This window comes from Pleomorphochaeta caudata, assembly GCF_055395745.1.
In genome coordinates, this window is the sequence record NZ_AP042458.1 from 3,070,503 (window position 1) to 3,089,933 (window position 19,431).

The following is a 19,431-nucleotide window of genomic DNA, read 5'->3' on the forward strand; positions in this document are numbered from 1 at the left end:
AAAAGTAATTAATAATTCAATACATACATATTTAAGACTTTTACTAAAAAACTCATATCATCTTTTGAATATCTTTGATCCAATTGAATAGAAAGAATATGTTCATAAATATATTTAGCATTTGGAAATTTGTTTATTGAATTTTTTAAAATTGGTGGTAAGGGCCAATAAGTTGTTGAATTAATCCCATTATTCAATAAATAACTTTTTAGCTTCTCTCTATTTTCAACATACAGGCTAAAATGACTCGGGCAATCATTTTCTTCTAAATCAAGATTAAAAACAGGTTTAAAATATGAAGAGTCATTTAAAGAAGAAGTTATTGTATTATAATTTTTAACTCTTTTATTTTTCATATTTTTAAAATCAAAATGATATAATAGGTTAATAGATAATTGATCGCTTATAAATTCACCAAAAGTTTTTCTAAATGAAAGCTCTGTATCCCAGAATGTTTTTAAAGCAATCTCATTATATTCTTCAGAACTTTCTAAAATAGCTTTTTTTCGATATTCCATAGCCTTTAATCTTCCATCTAGATGATTTTGATCAATACTTTTTAGATTCTTTTTAAAGTTGCCATTTCTTTTTAGAGCTATTCCACCAGAAGCAATTCCCATCCATTTTCTAAAACTACCTGCAACATAATCAGCATAAGGATTAATTGAATAAGGAGTAAATGTGGAATCTTGTAAAATTATAATGCCCCTATCCTTACATTTTTTTAAGAATTCTTGAGTCCTATGATGAAACCCATAATAACCACATATATTTACTAAGCCAATATGTTCTAAATCCTCATCTTTATAAATAGGTTGAAGATTTTCTTTATCAACATCATAAAACAGGCAATCCCAACCAGCTTTTAAATAACTTTCAACTACAGTCTCACAATTATATGCTGGTAAGTATGCCGTTTTATTTTTGATAGGAGATATGTCTAATAGGCAATAATAAATTGCACATCTTCCAGAAAGAAGAAATTTTAAATCACCTAAATAATTTTCTTTAAAAAAACTATTTTTCTTTTTTTCTTCCAATTCTTCTAATGGGAACATACCTCCGATTCGCATATTATCTCCTAGAAAGATTTTATCAAATCAAAATCTAATACTTTGATTATTTCTTTTACTAATTTAATTGCATTTCTATAATCACTATAGGATGAAATACCATAATGAGTATGAGCGTATCTAACAGGAATCCCAACAACAATACATGGTATTCCAGACTCTGATAGATGAATGCTTGCTCCATCTGTTCCTCCAGCTGATCTAACAGCTTCTTGAACAGGGATATTTAATTTTTCAGCTAAATCAAGTGAAAAACGTTGAAAACGAGGATTTGTGATCATTCTTGCATCAATATGTCTAAGCATAGGACCTTTATCCAATGCAGTTTGAATTTGATATGATTCTACAACTGTATCATCAGCAGGACAACCTTCAAAAGCAATAGCAATATCTGGCTTAACTCTTCTAGCAGTAACTACAGCCCCTCTTACACCCACTTCTTCTTGAGAAGCAATTGCTCCGATTAAATTAACATTTAAATCTTCATTTAATAATTCTTCAATTGTATCTACTACTGCAGAACAACCTAAACGATTATCAAAAGCTTTACCAATAATTCGATCATGTTTTTCATCATATATACATTCAACAGCTGGGATAACAGGAGCAGCAATTTTAATTCCATAATCTTCAATTACTTCTTCTTTGCTTGAAGCTCCAATATCTATAGCTAATTGAGAAACTTCTAAAGGTTTAGCTCTTTCTTCAGCACTTAAAAAATGTGGAGGTTTATTAGCAATAATACCATCAATATATTTTCCATCTTTATTTAAAACCTTTACTTTATGAGCTGGAATATTTGTAGTTACCCAACCACCAATATTAATAAAATCAATTAAACCATTAGGTCTAATATCTTTTACCATAAAACCTACTTCATCACTATGGGCATCAAGCATAACAGTGGCTTTAGATGAATCTTTTTTACCTGTTTCAATATATACATTATTTAAAGAATCTCTTTCACAACTAGCAAAAGGTTTAACTTCATTCTTAATAAGTTCAACTACTGCATCTTCAAAACCAGAAATGCCTGGGGCATTACTAAATTTGATAATTCTTTCAATATCTTTTAGTTTATTTTCCATTTATATTAAAGCTCCACTTTATTGAATTCATCCACAAAATCCAACATGAAATCAGTAAATGCATTTAACATATTATTTCCCCATTCTTCAGTTGCATATTTAGGATGGTCTGGGCCAATCCAACCATTATCAGTTACATTATTTGTTAATCTTGGGACAGTTACGGTAATTCCCTTATAATCAACAGTATTAAAACCAGCACCTTTAATTTCTGAGGTTAAATCTTTTAATACTAATGGTTCATCTATATAGGTTTTATCAATTAAATCAGGATTAACAGCCATAATTCCAGCAGTTTCTTCTCCACCACCATGGCCACCTTTCCACTTTTCATCCATTTGCCAAACATTTAACCACCAGTTTAAAATGGCCATTTTACAGCCTACACTATCTAGCTCATATCCAATTCTTTCTAAAGCTTTAATATTTCCACCATGTCCGTTAAGGATAACAAATTTCTTTGCACCATGATTTTTAAAGTTTTCAATAATTTTTTTGACTAATTTATAAAATAAATCTAATCCTAAATTTACAGTACCACTAAATTCATAAAGACTTTCACATGAACCATAAGGTATGGTAGGTGCAATCATTATTTTGTCATTTTTTTCTCTAAAAAGCTCAATAATTTTATTAGGTATTAGAAAATCTGTTCCCAATGGCATATGTTTTCCATGGCATTCAAGACTCCCAATAGGTATAATTATCATATCGTTTTCTTTAAAATATTCCTCGGACTTTACCCAAGTCATTTCCTCTAACAACATATTTATTCTCCTATATATAGAACATTTTTATTAATAGTGAATGACGTGATAATTCACGCCATTCAATTAAGGTTTAGTTTTCTACTACTACTGATTGAAGTTTATGATAACCAATTGGGTCAAGAACAAATCCTTCAACTTTATTTGAAGTACCAGCGTTGATAGCTGTATAAATAATTGGAGCATTGTTAGCTAAATCTTTAAGATAAATTGCTAAATTTTTGTATGCTTCAAGACGAACAGCAGAATCTGCATTTGTTCTACCAATTTCAACTAATTCATCAACTTTTGGATCATGAGTAAATGTTCTATTTCCTGCAGCACCTTGTTGTGATGAATGTTCAAGTGAATAGTAAGTATAGTCAGCATCTTTAGTTGATGTTACCCAACCAAAATATCCCATGTCATGTTCACCGGCTGTTGAGCGTGAAATAAATGTACCAAATTCCATTACTTCAACTTTACATGTAATTCCAACTTCTCTAAACATTTCACTAATTGCTTGACACATTTCAACTCTTGATTGGTTATTATTTACCCAAATTGAACAAGAGAATCCGTTTGGATAACCAGCTTCAGCTAATAATTGTTTTGCTTTTTCTGGATTGTATTCAATATCTCCAATGTCATAATATCCAAATACTTTTGGAGCAATAATACAGTTTGCAGGAGCACCTGTTCCACTGTTAATAGTATCAACTAATAATTGTCTATCAATAGCATAGTTTATAGCTTGTCTAACTTTTTGATTGTCAAATGGAGCTTTGTTCATATTCATTGAAATATAGAAACAAGTTAATGATGGAGCTTCTAATAAATTTAAATCATCACTTTCTTTAATTCTCTTTAAGTCTGTAGTAAGAATATCATAAGCAATATCTACTTCACCAGCTTCTAAAGCAATTGTTCTTTGTGCAGCTTCTGGAGTACATTTGAAAGTAATATATTTTGTTTTAGGTGCACCAGCATAATAATCATCATAAGCTTCTAATTTAGTATTATCTGATTGTGTCCAAGAAACAAATTTATAAGGACCTGAACCAACTGGTGCAGTTTTTAAAATATCTTCATTTGCTGAAACATAATCTTTAGGAACAATAGCAGCAAAAGGAACAGCCAAGTTTCTTAATGCTGGAGCATATGGAGCATCTAAAGTAACAGAAACAGTGTAATCATCTATAACTTTAACTTCATCAATAAAGTCAACAATATATGAAACTGATGCACTTGCAATTGCTCTATCTAACGAGAATTTTACATCTTCAGCTGTCAAATCTTCACCATTATGGAATTTAATTCCTTTTCTAATTGTAAAAACATATTCTGTATCAGATACTTGTTCCCATTTTTCTGCAATTTGTGGAACTACTTCTCCTGTAGCAGAATCAATATCTACAAGAGTATCATAAATATGATTTGTAACTGCAACAGCAGGTGTTTCTTTACCAATATGTGGGTCAAAAGATGTTACATCGGCACCAATAGCAACTACTAAGGTATCTTTTGGACCTGCAGCAACTTCTTCAGTTTGCCCTCCAGCAAATAAATACATAGTTACACTTGTAATTAAAACTAGCATTATTAAAATTTTTTTCATTTTTCTCTCCTTAGGAAAATTAATAATTTTTACAAACCACGAAGTGATTTGGTTCAACTTCAACAACTGGTATATCGCCATCCATACATGCTGGAATAGCTTTAATACACCTTTTACAGAATCTACATCCAGGTTCAGGATCAATTGGACTAGTAATTTCTCCCTTTAATATTATTCTCTCTGGATTAAAGTCTGGATCTGGAACAGGAATTGCAGATAATAGAGCTTTTGTATAAGGATGGATTGGATTAGAAAACAACAAATTAGCTGGAGCTTTTTCCACCATTTGACCTAAATACATAACCATAATTTCATCTGAAAGATGTCGAACTACAGATAAATCATGAGTAATAAAAAGATATGTAAATCCAAATTCATCTTGTAAATCCTGCATCAAATTTAAAACCTGTGCTTGAATAGAAACATCTAATGCAGATACTGGTTCATCACAAACTATAAACTTAGGATTTAAAGCAAGTACTCTTGCAATACCAACTCTTTGTCGTCTTCCGCCATCGAGTTCATGAGGAAAAGCATTCCTTAATCTTGAGGCTAAACCAACTAAATCCATTAGTTCTTCAATTTTATTTTCTAATTCAATAGAATTCTTCTTTACCATTTTTTGAATCAAAAGACTTTCTGCAATAGTTTGACCAATAGTCATCCTTGGATTTAAAGATGCAAATGGATCTTGGAAAATAATTTGCATATCTTTACGAACTTCTTTCATTTCTTTTTTTGAGTAATTATTAATTTCTTTACCATCAAAATAGATTTTACCTGAGGTTGGTTCATGAAGTCTTAAGATGGTTCTTCCTAAAGTAGATTTTCCACAACCGGATTCCCCTACTACTCCAAGAGTAGTACCTTCTTTTAATGAGAAATTAATATCGTCAACTGCATGAAGTACTCCATTTGGTGTATGGAAATACTTCTTTAAATTTTCAACTCTTAGTATTTCTTTTTTCTCCATTATCTATTCCCTTGCTCATATAAAAAGCATTTAACTTGATGCTCCCCTTCTCTTTGGATAGGATCTGGAGTTTCTGTTTTACATTTTTCTAAAGCGAACTTACATCTAGGACAAAAACTACAACCTTTAGGAAGATCAGTTGGGTCCGGCATAAGCCCTTCAATTGGTTTTAATCTTTTACTCTCTTTAACTAGGGAAGGAATTGAATCAAATAATCCTTTTGTATAAGGATGTAATGGATTTTTGAAAATTTCTCTCAAAGTACCAACTTCTAATATTTCCCCTGCATAAACGATTGCAACCTTATCACAATTTTGAACAACTACTCCCAAATCATGAGTAATTAAAATCATTGAAGTATTTAATTTTTTCTTCAACTCTCTAACCATCTCTAATACTTGAGCTTGAATAGTTACATCTAATGCTGTAGTTGGTTCATCAGCGATTAATAATAGAGGATTACAAGCTAGTGCAATTGCAATTATTACTCTTTGTTTCATTCCACCAGAAAATTGATGAGGATATTCGTTTGTTCTATCTGCAGAAATACCAACTAAATTAAGCATTTCAACAACTTTTTTATTTAATTCACTATCACTCATTTTTGGATTATGAGTTTCAATTACTTCTTTTATTTGATCTCCAATCTTCATAACAGGATTTAAAGATGTCATTGGATCTTGGAAAATCATAGAAATATCTTTACCTCTGATATCTCTAATTCTCTCTGGGGTACACTTTAATAAATCTTCCTCTCTAAAGAGAATTTTTCCATCTGTTATTTTTCCTGGAGGAGTTGGTATCAAGCTCATAATAGCTTTTGCTAAAGTAGTTTTACCTGCTCCTGTCTCTCCAACTAATCCAAAAGTTTCACTTTTTTTTAGTTTTAAAGAAACTCCATTTAAAGCATTTACTATTCCATCATCAGTTGAGTATTTAACCCATAAGTTTTCTATATCTAATAAGATTTCATTTTCCATAACATTACCTTAATTCTTTAATCGTGGATCAAGAGCATCTCTAAGACCATCACCTAAAAGGTTTAATGCCAAAATTGTTAACATTATTCCTAATCCTGGAATAACTGTTACATGCCAGCCTTCACGAATATAAGTTCTAGCATTTGAAAGCATAGAACCCCACTCTGGAGTTGGTGGTTGTATTCCAAGTCCTAAGAAAGATAATCCTGCTATTGATAAAATTGCACCTGCAACACCTAATGTTGCTTGAACGATTAATGGAGCTAATGAGTTTGGGATAATGTATTTAAAAATTATTCTTGCATCACTTGCACCTAGTGCTCTAGCAGCCTCTATATATTCCTTATCTTTAATTGTCAAAACGGAAGCTCTAACTGTTCTTGCAAAAGTAGGAATATAGCTAATCGATATAGCTAAAAGCACATTAGTAAGACTAGTACCAAGAGCAGCAACAATTGCTGTAGCTAAAAGCATTGAAGGAATAGCAAGTAAAACATCCATAAATCTCATGATAATATTATCTGCAACTATTCCATAGAAACCGGAAACCGCTCCAAATATACTTCCCACTATTACAGAAAATGCAATAGCAAAGGTTCCCATAAATAATGAATATCTTGTTCCCCATAGCATTCTAAGAAATATATCTCTACCAAATTCATCTAATCCAAAAATATGTTCAAGACTAGGTCCTTGTAATCTCATTCTTAGATTTTGTTTTATTACAAAGTCATTATAAATGGCATGATTTGTAAAAATATCAATAAAAATTGTACTTAATGCAATAACTACCAAAAGAAGTATGAAAATCAAACCAGTTACAGCCATTCTATCTTTTCTTAATCTTCTCCAGGTTTCAGCCCAAACAGTTCTCTGTTTTGTCTTTATAGAGCTCATGCCTTTCTCCTTTTTACTTGAGTTGCCTTGTCATACTGACTTTTTATTCTTGGATCAACAAAGGCATAAATAATATCTACAATTAAATTTACGAAAGAGAACATTACTGCAATAAAAATTGCTGTTCCTAAAACCAAAGGAATATCCTTTGAAACAATTGAATCAACCATTAATCTTCCAAGCCCTGGCCAGGAAAAAACAGTTTCTGTTAACATAGCCCCACCAAGAAGAATACCAAATTGAAGACCAACAGCAGTTATAATTGGGATTAACGCATTTTTTAACATATGGGTTCTTGTTACAGTTTTTTCAGTTATCCCCTTTGACCTTGCTGTATCAATATAATCTTGCCTTATAACTTCAAGCATTGAGGATCTTGTCATTCTAACTATAGTAGCTGCAGAACCTGTACCTAAGGTTATAGCAGGTAGCACTATACTTTTTAATAAAGGCCCAAACCCTTCGCCCATCCCCTGAGATGGAAACCAACCAAGTTTTAGGGCAAATAATAAAGATAGTAATAAACCTAGCCAAAAGTTTGGCATTGAAACGCCAATTAAAGATAAAACCATTGAAAAGTTGTCGCCAAAGGAATATTGCTTTTTAGCAGATAGAATTCCTACAGGAATACCAATAAGCAATGCAACAAAAATACCAGCAACTGCTAATATTGCAGTATTTGGGAATTTATCAATAACTTGATCCCAAACACTTAATTGAGTTTTATAAGAAATTCCCAAATCTCCATGCAACATATTCCAAATGTAATTTAGATATCTTACTACTAAGGGTTGGTCTAAACCTAACTCAACTCTTTTCATAGCCAAGGCTTCCGCACTTGCCTGATCTCCTAGAATAATTGCAGCAGGATCGCCAGGTGTTAAGTTCATGATGAAAAAAACAATAAAAGTAACTCCTAACAAAACAGGAATCATCATCATTAATCTTTTAAATATATACTTCCACATTTTTGCTCACCCTTTTTATATTTTTTTTAAGTAAATACATTAAAAAAATCATAAAATCATATATTTTTCCCCAAAAATATTATTTTAACCTATAAAATTATAGTAAACACAATATCTTTTTTATGCAAGACAAAAATTTAAAATATTTATTTTTTGTATAAATATAAATTATTTATTCATTATCTTAACTTTAATTTAGTTAATTTTAATCTATCCCAATATTTTTTTTAAAATAAATGAGGATTATACAAATTTAGTAAAATGTTCTAAAACTAATGATAAGTACTAAAAATTTAATAAATTGAATTTTCGCTATATTAAAGTAAACACTTTAATTTTTTTTATACTTTCTCATTTATATATAATTAAATTAAAGTGTTAGAGTTTATTATTTTAATTTACCCTTGACTAATAATGTTTTTTTAATAAATGATAATACTATGAACATACTAGAGAAAATTCAAACCAATTATGATTGTCATAAAACATCAAGAAAAAAAATAGCAGATTATATTTTAAATAATACTTTAGATACTGCTTTTCTTTCTTTAAAGGATTTTTCTGAGAAAGTTTCTACAACTGAAGTAACTGTTTTAAATTATTGTAAAGACTTGGGTTTTGTAGGTTTTAATGATTTTAGAAAAGCCCTACAAGAATTCATTATTACAAATTATTCTCCTAGTGAGAGAATATATGCAATACTTAAAGATAGCAAAGATCCATCAGAACATTATGAGAGAGTATCCTCTTCAGAATTAAAGTGTATAAAGAATTCTTACAGAATGAATGATTCAGATAAGTTAATTGAGGCACTTAATTTAATAGAGAAAGATACAACAATCTTTATTGCAGCACATGAAATTTCTAGTATTTGTGGTAATTATTTTTCATACAAATTTTCTTCTCAAGGTTATCAATGTAATATATTGGATTTAAATGATCCTTATTCTTCAATTGCAAAAATACAACGCTGTGAAAAGAAAGTCCTTTTAGCTATTACTATGAAACCATATAGCATACAAACACTAACTTTTTCAGCACTAGCAAAAAAAGACAATATTCCAGTTATTACTTTTACAGATAGTCAGAGTTCTCCAATAGTAGAAAATTCTAATATTACAATATTCTGTGATACTAAAATTCTAGAAATCACTAATTCCCCTACTTCTATTATTGCAATGATTAATCAACTTTCAGCTATAAATGATTTAAGAAATAAAATTGAAAAAGACAGTAATGAAAAGCCTGTAACCGATTTAATAAAAGAATTCAAAAATATTAAAAAAGAACTTGAATTAAAAAATCTCTCTACTTCATAAAAATTTTTATCAATAATTTATAAATTAATATCCCTAATATCTATTATGGAAAAATTCAATATTTTTAAAATTAATATAAGTATAACAATAATTACTTAAATAATATATTTGTTATATAAATATATTATCTATAGTATTTACAGAAAATTATATCTTTTATATCTTAACAAATAATTTTTTTTTGTTTATAAATAAGTGAAACAAAAGGAAATCAAAAATATAGTTAAATAAATATGAATATATTATTGTTGCTTAGAAACATTAATTTTATATAATTGTTATAACACTAATAATTATAGACATTCGATTCGTTATGTAATTTCAAATAATATTTATATCAAAGTAACTTATTAAAAAAGGAGTCTTCATAAAATGTCGTCATCTGAGACACAAAATGAAAAAAACGTTTATTCTCAATTAAATGAGTGGAGAAAAACACAAATTAATCGAACTGCATATATCGCTCTATTATGTGTAGCTGTTGGAATTATTGCTGGGATAGGATCTGTTGGATTTAGATATTTAATTAATTTTTTCTACAACTTATTCTTTCATTTTACAATATCCTTCAAGCCTGTTGGAGCTATTTCTAATATTTCTAAGTGGGGAAATTGGGTAATTATAGTACCAGCTGTAGGGCTAATGATAGCAAACTTTATAACTGAAAAATGGGCACCAGAGGCTAAAGGACACGGGGTACCAGAAGTCATGGAAGCTGTTGCAAATAATGGTGGAAAAATTAGACCTGTAGTTGCTCTAGTTAAGATATTTGCTTCAGCTATAACAATTGGAGGAGGCGGTTCTGTTGGTAGAGAAGGACCAATTGTACAAATTGGTTCTAGCTTCGGCTCCTCTCTAGGCCAATTATTTAAATTATCTGCTAGAGAAACTATAATATTAGTTGGAGCAGGAGCTGCTGGAGGAATTGGTGCAACTTTTAATGCACCAATTGGAGGCGTATTATTTGCTCTTGAATTAATATTACCTGAATATAGTATTATGACTATAATGCCAATTGTTATTAGTTCTATTGTTTCAACTTATATATCATCACTCTTTCTTGGCACTAGCCCAGCATTTATCATCCCAACTTATGCTATGATTTCATCATATGAATTAATTTTCCATATTATTTTAGGGATATTGGCAGGTTTTATTTCTGTTCTATTTATAAAAAGTGTATATGGATTTGAAGATTTTGTAGATAAAATAAAAATAAAGTCTTCCATAAAATCAATGATTGGAGGCCTTTTAATTGGCCTTATTGGATTAATATCTTTAAAACTTTTTGGTAACTATTTTATCTTTGGAGTTGGTTATGAATTCATGGATTTTGTTTTAGCAAATAAAGCTGAATCTTTAGCACTTTTATTTTTTATGCTTATATTAAAAATAGTAGCAAATTCTCTTACCTTAAGTTGTGGAGGTTCCGGGGGTATTTTCGCTCCATCACTTTTTTTAGGATCAGCATTAGGTGGTATTGTTGGAGTTATTGTAAATAATTTTATTCCTTTATCAACAGGCTCAATTGCTGCATATGCATTAGTTGGAATGGTCGGCGTTGTATCTGGTGTTACAGGCGGGGTAATAACAGCAATAATAATGTTGTTTGAGATGACTAGAAACTACGAGATTATGTTACCGGTTATGCTTTGTTCAGTAATATCATTTTTAATAGCTCAAATACTTATTCCAGATACAATGTATACAAAAAAATTATCTAGAAGAGGAATTCATATTGAATTTGATAAAAGAATATCAAGTTTTTCAACCTCTTCAGTTTTAGCAGTATCAAAAAAGAATTTTATTTATTGTGATCAAAATGATAAAATAACTGATGTTCTTGATTTGATGAAAACTAGTAATTTAAGTGTTCTACCTGTTATTGATAAAAATAAAAATGTAATTGGAAAAATTAGATATGAAAATCTATATAAATCAAATTATGAAATAGGTCAAACTATCGATGAATATATTGATAAAATAAATATTGTTATCACACAAAGTTGTAATAATTATGATGCACTTCGAAAAATGCAACAATTAAATTCATCAATTCTAATAATAGAAGATAAAAATAAAGATATCATTGGATTGGTTACAATGAGAAAATTATTAAATATTAGCTTAGATAAAAGATGTAATACATAAAAAATAATAATTGTAAGCTACATAAAATTAGATTATAAATAATTTTTGTAGCTTGCAACTTTATTAAAACAATTTATATTGAAGTCTTCCTCTATTTTTTATGAAATAGAGGATACAGGGATTTATATAAATTTCTATAAATATAATAATTTTTTTCATATATATCATAGTTCTCTGAATTAGTATAAGAAACTAATTTTTGCTCAGTAAAATGTTCAATTACATTTTCATTTAATATTCCAATTCCCATTCCGGCCAAAAATGCAGCACCTAAACAGGAGCCTGGATTATATTTGATATAATATACATCTTTTTGAAAGACATCAGCCATGATCTGTCTCCATAGAGGACTGGTTGAGCCACCATTAGTAATAAAGATTCTATCAACTGATAATCCTTTATTTTTCAAAACTTCTTGGTGATGTAAGAAAGCAAAAGCTATAGACTCTAACATAGCTCTATAAATATGAATTTTTGTATGCGATAGAGTTAGTCCATATATAACACCACGGGCTTTAGCATCAAATATTGGTGTTTTTTCTCCTATAAAATAAGGAAGTACAACAACCCCATCACTACCTGCTGGTAATAACGCAGCTTTTTCATCCAATTCTTTAAAATCTTCATTTGCAAATTCATTTTTAAACCACTTTAATAATGAGCCACTAGAAGCAGTACAACCGTTTAAAACAAAAGGACAATTCTTTGATGGGAAATAGTCAAGAAATAACTTATCCTCATAAGTTAATTTATCAACTGGGAATAAAACATCACCAGCACCACCTAGTTTTAAAACAAGATCTCCGAGTTTTGTAGCGCCTGTAGCAAAAGCTGAAACTACATGATCTGCAGAACCCGCTACTACAGGAATTCCAATTTTTAAACCTGTTTTAATATTTAATATTTCAGTAGTAGTTCCAGTAACTTTTTTTGAATCAACTACCTCTGAAAGCATTTCTTTTTTTATATCATAATAATCTAGAATCGAATCTTCCCAGCAATTATTTTTTACATTCCATAAACCACTTTCAAGAGCCCAATTTAATTCAATATTCAAATTTCCACATAATAAATATCTAATATAATCATAAGAGCCAACAATATATTTTGTTTTTTTAGATTCCTTTGGGAATTTATCAATAAACCATTGCCATTTATATCCTATATGTTGACTATTTACATGAGAACCAGTTTTTAAAAAATAGGAAGAACTTTCTTCCCCTTCAAAAAAATTAGTGGCTTTATTTAAAAAATCTTCTGCACGTAAATCATTTTGTTGTATTGAATTATATAATGGATTTTTATCTTTATCTAATGCAATAAAAGTAGGAACCATACCAGTAACTGAAATAGCTTCTATAGACTTTCCATAATCTTCATTAACCTCTTTAAGCATGGAATAAAGGTTTTCTTTCCAGATTAAAGGATCCTCTTCAGCCCAAAGAGGTTTTGGGCTTAATAAATTATGAGAAGTCGTATAGACCTTTAGTATTTCTGATTTATCTAGACTAAGAACATCCAAAACTATTATTTTAATAGCTGTTGTTCCAATATCAATTCCTACTACCAATTTAGACATCTTATAGCATTCTCCTTATCAATTCTTTTGTAGCATTTTCTGCTTGATTGGAGCAATATTCTAAATCTAATGTTGTAAGTTCTTTGTTTCTCATAAGCCATTTACCTTCAACCATAGAATCTGTAACAGATAATCCTGATACAGAATATACAAGTTGAGTATATAAATCTTGACCACAAAAAGGAACGAAACCAATATCTCTTGTATCTAGAGCTATCAAATCAGCTTTTTTGCCAATATCTAAAGTTCCAATATCATCTCTTCCTAAAGCCTTAGCTGCTTCGGTTGTGGCCATATGTACTATTTCTTTTGGTGTTATAACTGATGCATCTTGTTCTCTATGAATTATCAATTTACCAGCAGTACCAAGTTCACCAAACATATCATAACTATTGCTGCTACATACATTATCAGTACCCAAAGCTACAGTTAAACCAGCATTACGCATTTCAATAACAGGAGCTGCAGGGAAACCACTTCTCATTGCTGAGGATGGTGCCATTATTGGATGGAAAGGATATTTAGATAAAATTTTCATATCATCACTATTAACAGTAATTGAATGTGCAGCATGAATTGGTATTTCTAAAATACCCAACTCTTCCATTTTATTAACAGCACGAGTATTAAAATGTTCTAAACAATAATCATTTTCTTCATTACTTGTTGCAAAATGAATATGAAAACCTGAATCATATTTTTTTGCCATTGCAATTTCTGCTTTTATTAATTCTAAAGAATTATCTACAAAAAAAGCATGAGGGCCAACCCAACCTGTTATTAAATTATGACTTGCACTTTTTTCTATGAATTCCTCACAACTTTTTAATTCTTGTGCTCTTCTGATAGGATCACCAAGTTCAACTATTCCATATGCTATAACAGCGCGCATGCCACTTTTATCAACTTCATCATAAATATTTTGGCTATAAAAATATTGATCAACAAAGGTTGTAGTTCCTGTTCTTATCATTTCTGCACAAGAGAGAGGGACTGTCATTGAAGCAAGTTTTGCATCCGCATAATATTCATATCTTCTTAACGTATTAATAAACCCATCCATAGTAAAAAGGCTAACACCCTCACACATACCTCGTGTTAAAATCATAGGAGTATGTGCATGGCTATTAATTAAACCAGGCATTACAAGTGAATTTTTCATATCGCAAACTTCATCAAATTTATCATTTTCAAATGAAGTATCATTTAATTCACCAATTTGAGTAATTATACCATCTTTAATGATTATATATCCATTTTCAATAATTCTATCATTACTATCTAAACACATTATGTATTTAGCTTTAATTAATTTTTTCATATCTACCTCGATTTTTAACTATTTATTAAAATAAGAATTTTTTCTTTTTTTCACGCATTGCTTTATATGAAACTATTGCTAAAATAGCTAGTGTTAATAGATATGGCAATATTTGAATTAAGAATGGTGGTATAGTAGTTACATTTTGAAGTCTTAAAGCTAAAGCTTCAGCAAATCCAAAGAATAACCCTGCAAAAAAGGATCCTCCAGGAGCATTAAAACCAAATAGTGCAGCAGCATTACCTAGCCAACCTCTTCCTGCAGCCATATCTCTTGTAAATAAAGTTAGGTGTCCAATTGATAAAAAAGAACCAGCTAAACCAGCTAACAATCCACTTGTTATAAGTGCTATATACTGAACTTTTTTTACATTAATACCTACAGCTTTAGCTGCTTTAGGATTTTCTCCAACAGCATTAACATGAAGACCAAACTTTGTTTTATTAATAAGAATTACTAAAACTATTGTTATTATCCAGCTTAGATAAACTATAATATTATAATTTGAAAGCAAATCACCAATAATAGGAATTTTATTAATAAGAGGTAATGAAATAGAATTCAATTGTTTAATTGAGGGGTCACTCCATGTACCACTTTTATTGAATATAGCTCTCATTAAATAAACAGTAATATCTACTGCTAGCATATTTAATGCAATTGATAACAAAACTAAATCAATATTATATTTAGTGTGCACAAAAGCTAATAAAGCACCAATTAGAGCGCCAAATAACATAGCAGCAAGTACACCAAAATAAGTAGCAAGCATAGGATTGTTTATACCAATTGTTGTAAAATTTCTAAATAAATATGTTGCAACTATAGCAACAAATGCACAGGTAGTTGTCATCCCATCTAAAGCAAGGTTTAATACACCAGCTTTGTTACAAAGAGCAGCCCCTATAGCAATTAATATAATAGGAGTAGCTAAACGTATTGCACTTGTCATCAAAGTTATTGAAAAGATAGCTTTAATTAATTCCATTATACTTCCTCCTTTACACTGCTATAAAATAATTTATCTACTAATTTTTCTACTTTAGGAAGATATATCTTTTGACAAGCTACAAATATAATTATAAGAGCTATCAAAACCCCGCCTAATTCTCTTGGAACATGTAAATCTATTTGCAATCCTATTTGAGCACCCTGCCTAATACCAGCAAGAAGAATAGCAACTATAGAAACACCAAATGGATGTGATGCACCTAGCATTGCAATACTTAATCCATCAAAACCAATTCCTGAAGAGAAACCTGTCATAATTCTATGATAATTACCTAAAACTTCCATACCACCAGCTAAGGCTGCAACAGAACCACTAAAACACAATGTTCTTATTATTACTTTGGTGCTATTAATACCACCATATTGTGCAAATGTAGGATTTTGACCAACCATACGAATTTCGTAACCTCTACTAGATTTAAAAATATAGAAATAAACTATAACTACAAAAATCATTGAAACAATAAAAGATATTCCCCATCTAGATCCATTTACAAATTGAGGTAACCAATAAGCTTTATTAATTACAGCTGATTGTGCCTTTTGACCAGAATCTGCACGAAGTGGGAATGCTACTAAATACTCAAGTACTAATGAGAAAATTTCATTAATCATAATTGAAGATATAATTTCGTTAACACCAAGTTTAGCTTTCATAGCTCCTGGGATATAACCAATTACATATCCAAAAAGCATTGAACAAACTAATATCAAAGGAATAGCTATAATAGCAGGTAAAGTTAAACTTGCTCCAAGCCAAGCAGCAACAATTGCACCACCAATATATTGAGACTCTTGAGCAATACAGAAAACACCTACTCTGAAAGAAATCATAGCAGCTAAACCTGTTAATATTAAAGGAGTAGCTTGTCCTAGAGTTGTCCATATTGGCCATACTTTTCCACTTGTTCCAAACCCAGAAACTATTAATGTACGAAAAGCAGCTAATGGAGATTGCCCACTTAAAGCTATTAATAAGGAGGAAATTAAAGCACCTAATAAAATAGCTATTAAAGAAGTAATAAATGTTACTATTATTGCTTTATTTTTTAATATTTTCATATTTTGCCACCTGCCATTAGTATTCCAATATTATGTTCATTAATATCAGAACCTATTAATTCTCCTTGTAGATTGCCACCACACATTACTCCGATTTTATCACTCAAAGTCATAAGCTCTTCAATTTCAACACTTATTAATAAAATTGCTACATTTTGTTTTCTACATTCAAGAACTGTATGGTAAACGAATTCAATACTTCCAACATCTAAACCACGAGTTGGCTGATCAATAATTAGTAATTTAGGATTTTGAGAGATTTCTCTACCTAAAACTATTTTTTGCATATTACCACCTGACAACTTTTTAACTATTCCTTTTGGACTAGCCCCAGCAACATGGTAATCATTAATTATTGATTTACTTAAATTATTAATTTTTTCACTATTTATTAAATGATGAGAATTAAATTCTGGTTTATTTTGTAATCCTATAAGAACATTTTCTTCTACGTTAGCTAAAATATTTAAGCCACCATTAATACGGTCTTGTGGAACATGTCCAATACCTAAATCTTTTCTTTCTTTAATACTTTGTTTATTTAAATTTTGCCCTAAATAAATTATTTCACCTTTAGAGAAATGTCCTAGCCCAACGATACCTGCAACCAAAGATTCTTGGCCATTACCACTGACTCCGGCTATTCCATAAATTTCCCCAGCTCTTACATCAAATGATACATTATGCAGAACTTCACTTCCCATAATATTATTCATACAAACATTTTTTAAGCTTAAAACAGTATCTTTAAAGTTAGGTTCTTCCTTATCGATTTTTAAAAGAACCTTACGTCCTACCATCATATCGGCTAAACTGTTCATATCAGTATCTTTGGCAAGAGTTTGTCCAACTACACGACCTTTTCTCATTACCACTATATTGTCAGAAACTTCTAAAACTTCTTGTAATTTATGTGAAATAAATATTATTGTAGTTCCCATTTTAGCTAATTTTTTCAAAGTTTCTAAAAATGGTTTAACTTCTGTTGGAGTTAATACTGCTGTTGGTTCATCTAATATAAGGGTTGAAATATCTCGCGCTAACATCTTTAGAATTTCGACTCTTTGCATTAAACCAACATCAAGTGTTTCAACAATTCTATCAGGATCAATTGGAAGGGAATATTTTTTAGCTAAATCTAATACATATTTTCTATTTGCGTTTTTATTAGTAAAAAATTTAGATTCGATACCAAGCAATATATTCTGTTCAACAGTATAAGATTTTACCAACATAAAATGTTGATGAACCATACCTATGCCATGTGATATTGCATGTTTAGGAGATGAAAAATGGGTTTCCTTATTATTAATAATAATTTTCCCATCATCGGCAGTTTCAAGACCAAATAATATATTCATCAAAGTTGATTTACCTGCACCATTCTCTCCACAGATAGCATTAATCTTTCCCTTTTTGATAGCAAAAGAAACATTATTACAGGCTTGAACATTACTTGAATCATAATATTTATTAATATTTTCAAAAACAATAGCGTTTTCTTCCATAAATAATCCTTTATATTAAAATTACTGGATACTTTAAAAGTATCCAGCATTAATTAATTACTTTAGAGAATCCCATAAAGGTTCTGTTAATGCATCATATACATCAAATTCTCCTGCTAGTATTTTTGTTTTATAAGATTTAACTAGATCTTCAATTTCTGGTAATTCTGCTACCATATCTTTAGGTCCATTATCTTTAAATGTAGTACTACCAATATCCCAAGATAAACCTGTAGCAGCATCTTCCATACCTAAAGTTCTAAATCCACCTTTGTATGTTCCATTTACATAATCTTCAATAAGGCTATATGTTGAATTATCTACTCTCTTAATAACACTAGTTATAATTGTTCCAGGATAATAATCGTCTTGGTTTGTATCTACACCAATAGCAAATTTTCCTGTTTCATGAGCTGCCTCTAATACTCCTTCACCACTCAAACCAGCAACAGAATATATAATATCACAACCTTGGTTATACAAAGATATTGCACTTTCTTTACCTAAAGTTGGATTAGAAAAATCAAAACCTAAATAGTTAACATAAACTGTTGCATCAGGATTTACAGCTAAAACACCTTGTTTAAATCCATAGAAGAATTGGTTAATACCAGGAGCGTCTCCACCACATACACTAGCTACTTTATTAGTTTTAGTTAATTTTCCAGCTACAACACCAGCTAAGAAACTTGATTCATTAACATTAATCAATAGAGAAGCAAGGTTATCTGGAAGTTGATCAGCATATAATTCACTTGGGGAGCCAAACATTTGTTCTGGATATTCATTTGCTAAATCAAGCATCATTTGAGTGTCTAAGCCAACACCTAATATTAAATCATAGCCTTTATTAATAGCACTTCTCATAGCTGTTTCATGCTCATTAACACCAGCAGTTTCAATTATATCAGCCTTAACAGGCAATTCTTTATTTGCTCTAATTACACCTTCATTAGCACTATCACAGAATGATCTATCACCTAATGGACTAGGTAATACAATAGCAACAGTAGTTAATTGTTCTTCAGCTTTACTACTTTCTGAAGACCCTTGAGCAACTAAACTATTAACAACAATTAATGAAACCATTAAAACACTTATTATTCGTTTTATCATTTTAATTTTAACCTTTTACCT

The 19,431-nt window shown here is 30.0% G+C and carries 16 protein-coding genes; 2 read left to right on the forward strand and 14 right to left on the reverse strand.

Annotation, left to right across the window (positions count from 1 at the left end):
• Nucleotides 1–8: 8 nt before the first annotated feature.
• The 8 genes from ACZ5RS_RS14090 to ACZ5RS_RS14125 all read right to left on the reverse strand — a co-directional run bounded on the left by ACZ5RS_RS14090 (nucleotide 9) and on the right by ACZ5RS_RS14125 (nucleotide 8,343).
• Nucleotides 9–1,073 (reverse strand): PLP-dependent aminotransferase family protein, encoded by a 1,065-nt coding sequence (locus ACZ5RS_RS14090; RefSeq protein WP_464636506.1) that lies wholly within the window; start codon nucleotides 1,071–1,073, stop codon nucleotides 9–11.
• Nucleotides 1,074–1,081: 8 nt separating this feature from the next.
• A complete protein-coding gene (locus ACZ5RS_RS14095) occupies nucleotides 1,082–2,161 on the reverse strand; it encodes a M42 family metallopeptidase (RefSeq protein ID WP_464636508.1) in 1,080 nt (359 codons plus the stop codon).
• A gap of 5 nt (nucleotides 2,162–2,166) precedes the next feature.
• A complete protein-coding gene (locus ACZ5RS_RS14100) occupies nucleotides 2,167–2,928 on the reverse strand; it encodes a creatininase family protein (RefSeq protein ID WP_464636510.1) in 762 nt (253 codons plus the stop codon).
• Between the two features lie 73 nt (nucleotides 2,929–3,001).
• Nucleotides 3,002–4,525 (reverse strand): ABC transporter substrate-binding protein, encoded by a 1,524-nt coding sequence (locus tag ACZ5RS_RS14105; protein ID WP_464636511.1) that lies wholly within the window; start codon nucleotides 4,523–4,525, stop codon nucleotides 3,002–3,004.
• 19 nt (nucleotides 4,526–4,544) lie between these two features.
• Entirely contained in the window at nucleotides 4,545–5,498 is a 954-nt protein-coding gene (locus ACZ5RS_RS14110) for an ABC transporter ATP-binding protein (protein WP_464636513.1), read from the reverse strand.
• Entirely contained in the window at nucleotides 5,498–6,478 is a 981-nt protein-coding gene (locus ACZ5RS_RS14115) for an ABC transporter ATP-binding protein (RefSeq protein ID WP_464636515.1), read from the reverse strand. The genes ACZ5RS_RS14110 and ACZ5RS_RS14115 overlap by 1 nt, the downstream gene beginning before the upstream one ends.
• A gap of 9 nt (nucleotides 6,479–6,487) precedes the next feature.
• Nucleotides 6,488–7,375, reverse strand: a complete 888-nt coding sequence (locus ACZ5RS_RS14120) for an ABC transporter permease (RefSeq protein ID WP_464636516.1) — start codon at nucleotides 7,373–7,375, stop codon at nucleotides 6,488–6,490.
• Entirely contained in the window at nucleotides 7,372–8,343 is a 972-nt protein-coding gene (locus ACZ5RS_RS14125) for an ABC transporter permease (protein WP_464636518.1), read from the reverse strand. The genes ACZ5RS_RS14120 and ACZ5RS_RS14125 overlap by 4 nt, the downstream gene beginning before the upstream one ends.
• 440 nt (nucleotides 8,344–8,783) lie before the next feature.
• Between ACZ5RS_RS14125 and ACZ5RS_RS14130 the strand changes: the two genes are divergently transcribed.
• Complete coding sequence (locus ACZ5RS_RS14130; protein WP_464636520.1) at nucleotides 8,784–9,662, forward strand: MurR/RpiR family transcriptional regulator; 879 nt, start codon at nucleotides 8,784–8,786, stop codon at nucleotides 9,660–9,662.
• Between the two features lie 372 nt (nucleotides 9,663–10,034).
• Nucleotides 10,035–11,813, forward strand: a complete 1,779-nt coding sequence (locus ACZ5RS_RS14135) for a chloride channel protein (RefSeq protein ID WP_464636521.1) — start codon at nucleotides 10,035–10,037, stop codon at nucleotides 11,811–11,813.
• Between the two features lie 91 nt (nucleotides 11,814–11,904).
• On the opposite strand, the gene ACZ5RS_RS14140 is transcribed toward ACZ5RS_RS14135, so the two are convergent.
• From ACZ5RS_RS14140 to ACZ5RS_RS14165, 6 genes are read right to left on the reverse strand one after another with little or no spacing between them, the layout of a single operon-like run.
• Nucleotides 11,905–13,392: an FGGY-family carbohydrate kinase gene (locus ACZ5RS_RS14140; protein ID WP_464636523.1), complete on the reverse strand. Its 1,488-nt coding sequence runs from the start codon at nucleotides 13,390–13,392 to the stop codon at nucleotides 11,905–11,907.
• 1 nt (nucleotide 13,393) lies between these two features.
• A complete protein-coding gene (locus ACZ5RS_RS14145) occupies nucleotides 13,394–14,713 on the reverse strand; it encodes an amidohydrolase family protein (RefSeq protein ID WP_464636525.1) in 1,320 nt (439 codons plus the stop codon).
• A 25-nt stretch (nucleotides 14,714–14,738) separates the two neighbouring features.
• Entirely contained in the window at nucleotides 14,739–15,701 is a 963-nt protein-coding gene (locus tag ACZ5RS_RS14150) for an ABC transporter permease (RefSeq protein WP_464636527.1), read from the reverse strand.
• Complete coding sequence (locus ACZ5RS_RS14155; protein WP_464636528.1) at nucleotides 15,701–16,786, reverse strand: ABC transporter permease; 1,086 nt, start codon at nucleotides 16,784–16,786, stop codon at nucleotides 15,701–15,703. The genes ACZ5RS_RS14150 and ACZ5RS_RS14155 overlap by 1 nt, the downstream gene beginning before the upstream one ends.
• Nucleotides 16,783–18,294, reverse strand: a complete 1,512-nt coding sequence (locus ACZ5RS_RS14160; RefSeq protein ID WP_464636530.1) for an ABC transporter ATP-binding protein — start codon at nucleotides 18,292–18,294, stop codon at nucleotides 16,783–16,785. Before ACZ5RS_RS14160 ends, ACZ5RS_RS14155 begins: the two co-directional genes overlap by 4 nt.
• A 57-nt stretch (nucleotides 18,295–18,351) precedes the next feature.
• Nucleotides 18,352–19,410 carry a BMP family ABC transporter substrate-binding protein gene (locus tag ACZ5RS_RS14165; RefSeq protein WP_464636532.1) on the reverse strand — a complete coding sequence of 353 codons (1,059 nt, stop codon included), beginning with the start codon at nucleotides 19,408–19,410 and terminating at the stop codon, nucleotides 18,352–18,354.
• Nucleotides 19,411–19,431: the final 21 nt, after the last annotated feature.

Bases quoted from the DNA above. Each gene is read 5' to 3' on its own strand.
- ACZ5RS_RS14165 (WP_464636532.1), bottom strand. From the start codon at position 19,410: ATGATAAAACGAATAATAAGTGTTTTAATGGTTTCATTAATTGTTGTT.
- ACZ5RS_RS14115 (WP_464636515.1), bottom strand. From the start codon at position 6,478: ATGGAAAATGAAATCTTATTAGATATAGAAAACTTATGGGTTAAATAC.
- ACZ5RS_RS14155 (WP_464636528.1), bottom strand. From the start codon at position 16,786: ATGAAAATATTAAAAAATAAAGCAATAATAGTAACATTTATTACTTCT.
- ACZ5RS_RS14140 (WP_464636523.1), bottom strand. From the start codon at position 13,392: ATGTCTAAATTGGTAGTAGGAATTGATATTGGAACAACAGCTATTAAA.
- ACZ5RS_RS14110 (WP_464636513.1), bottom strand. From the start codon at position 5,498: ATGGAGAAAAAAGAAATACTAAGAGTTGAAAATTTAAAGAAGTATTTC.
- ACZ5RS_RS14135 (WP_464636521.1), top strand. From the start codon at position 10,035: ATGTCGTCATCTGAGACACAAAATGAAAAAAACGTTTATTCTCAATTA.
- ACZ5RS_RS14160 (WP_464636530.1), bottom strand. From the start codon at position 18,294: ATGGAAGAAAACGCTATTGTTTTTGAAAATATTAATAAATATTATGAT.
- ACZ5RS_RS14100 (WP_464636510.1), bottom strand. From the start codon at position 2,928: ATGTTGTTAGAGGAAATGACTTGGGTAAAGTCCGAGGAATATTTTAAA.
- ACZ5RS_RS14105 (WP_464636511.1), bottom strand. From the start codon at position 4,525: ATGAAAAAAATTTTAATAATGCTAGTTTTAATTACAAGTGTAACTATG.
- ACZ5RS_RS14150 (WP_464636527.1), bottom strand. From the start codon at position 15,701: ATGGAATTAATTAAAGCTATCTTTTCAATAACTTTGATGACAAGTGCA.
- ACZ5RS_RS14145 (WP_464636525.1), bottom strand. From the start codon at position 14,713: ATGAAAAAATTAATTAAAGCTAAATACATAATGTGTTTAGATAGTAAT.
- ACZ5RS_RS14125 (WP_464636518.1), bottom strand. From the start codon at position 8,343: ATGTGGAAGTATATATTTAAAAGATTAATGATGATGATTCCTGTTTTG.
- ACZ5RS_RS14090 (WP_464636506.1), bottom strand. From the start codon at position 1,073: ATGCGAATCGGAGGTATGTTCCCATTAGAAGAATTGGAAGAAAAAAAG.
- ACZ5RS_RS14120 (WP_464636516.1), bottom strand. From the start codon at position 7,375: ATGAGCTCTATAAAGACAAAACAGAGAACTGTTTGGGCTGAAACCTGG.
- ACZ5RS_RS14095 (WP_464636508.1), bottom strand. From the start codon at position 2,161: ATGGAAAATAAACTAAAAGATATTGAAAGAATTATCAAATTTAGTAAT.
- ACZ5RS_RS14130 (WP_464636520.1), top strand. From the start codon at position 8,784: ATGAACATACTAGAGAAAATTCAAACCAATTATGATTGTCATAAAACA.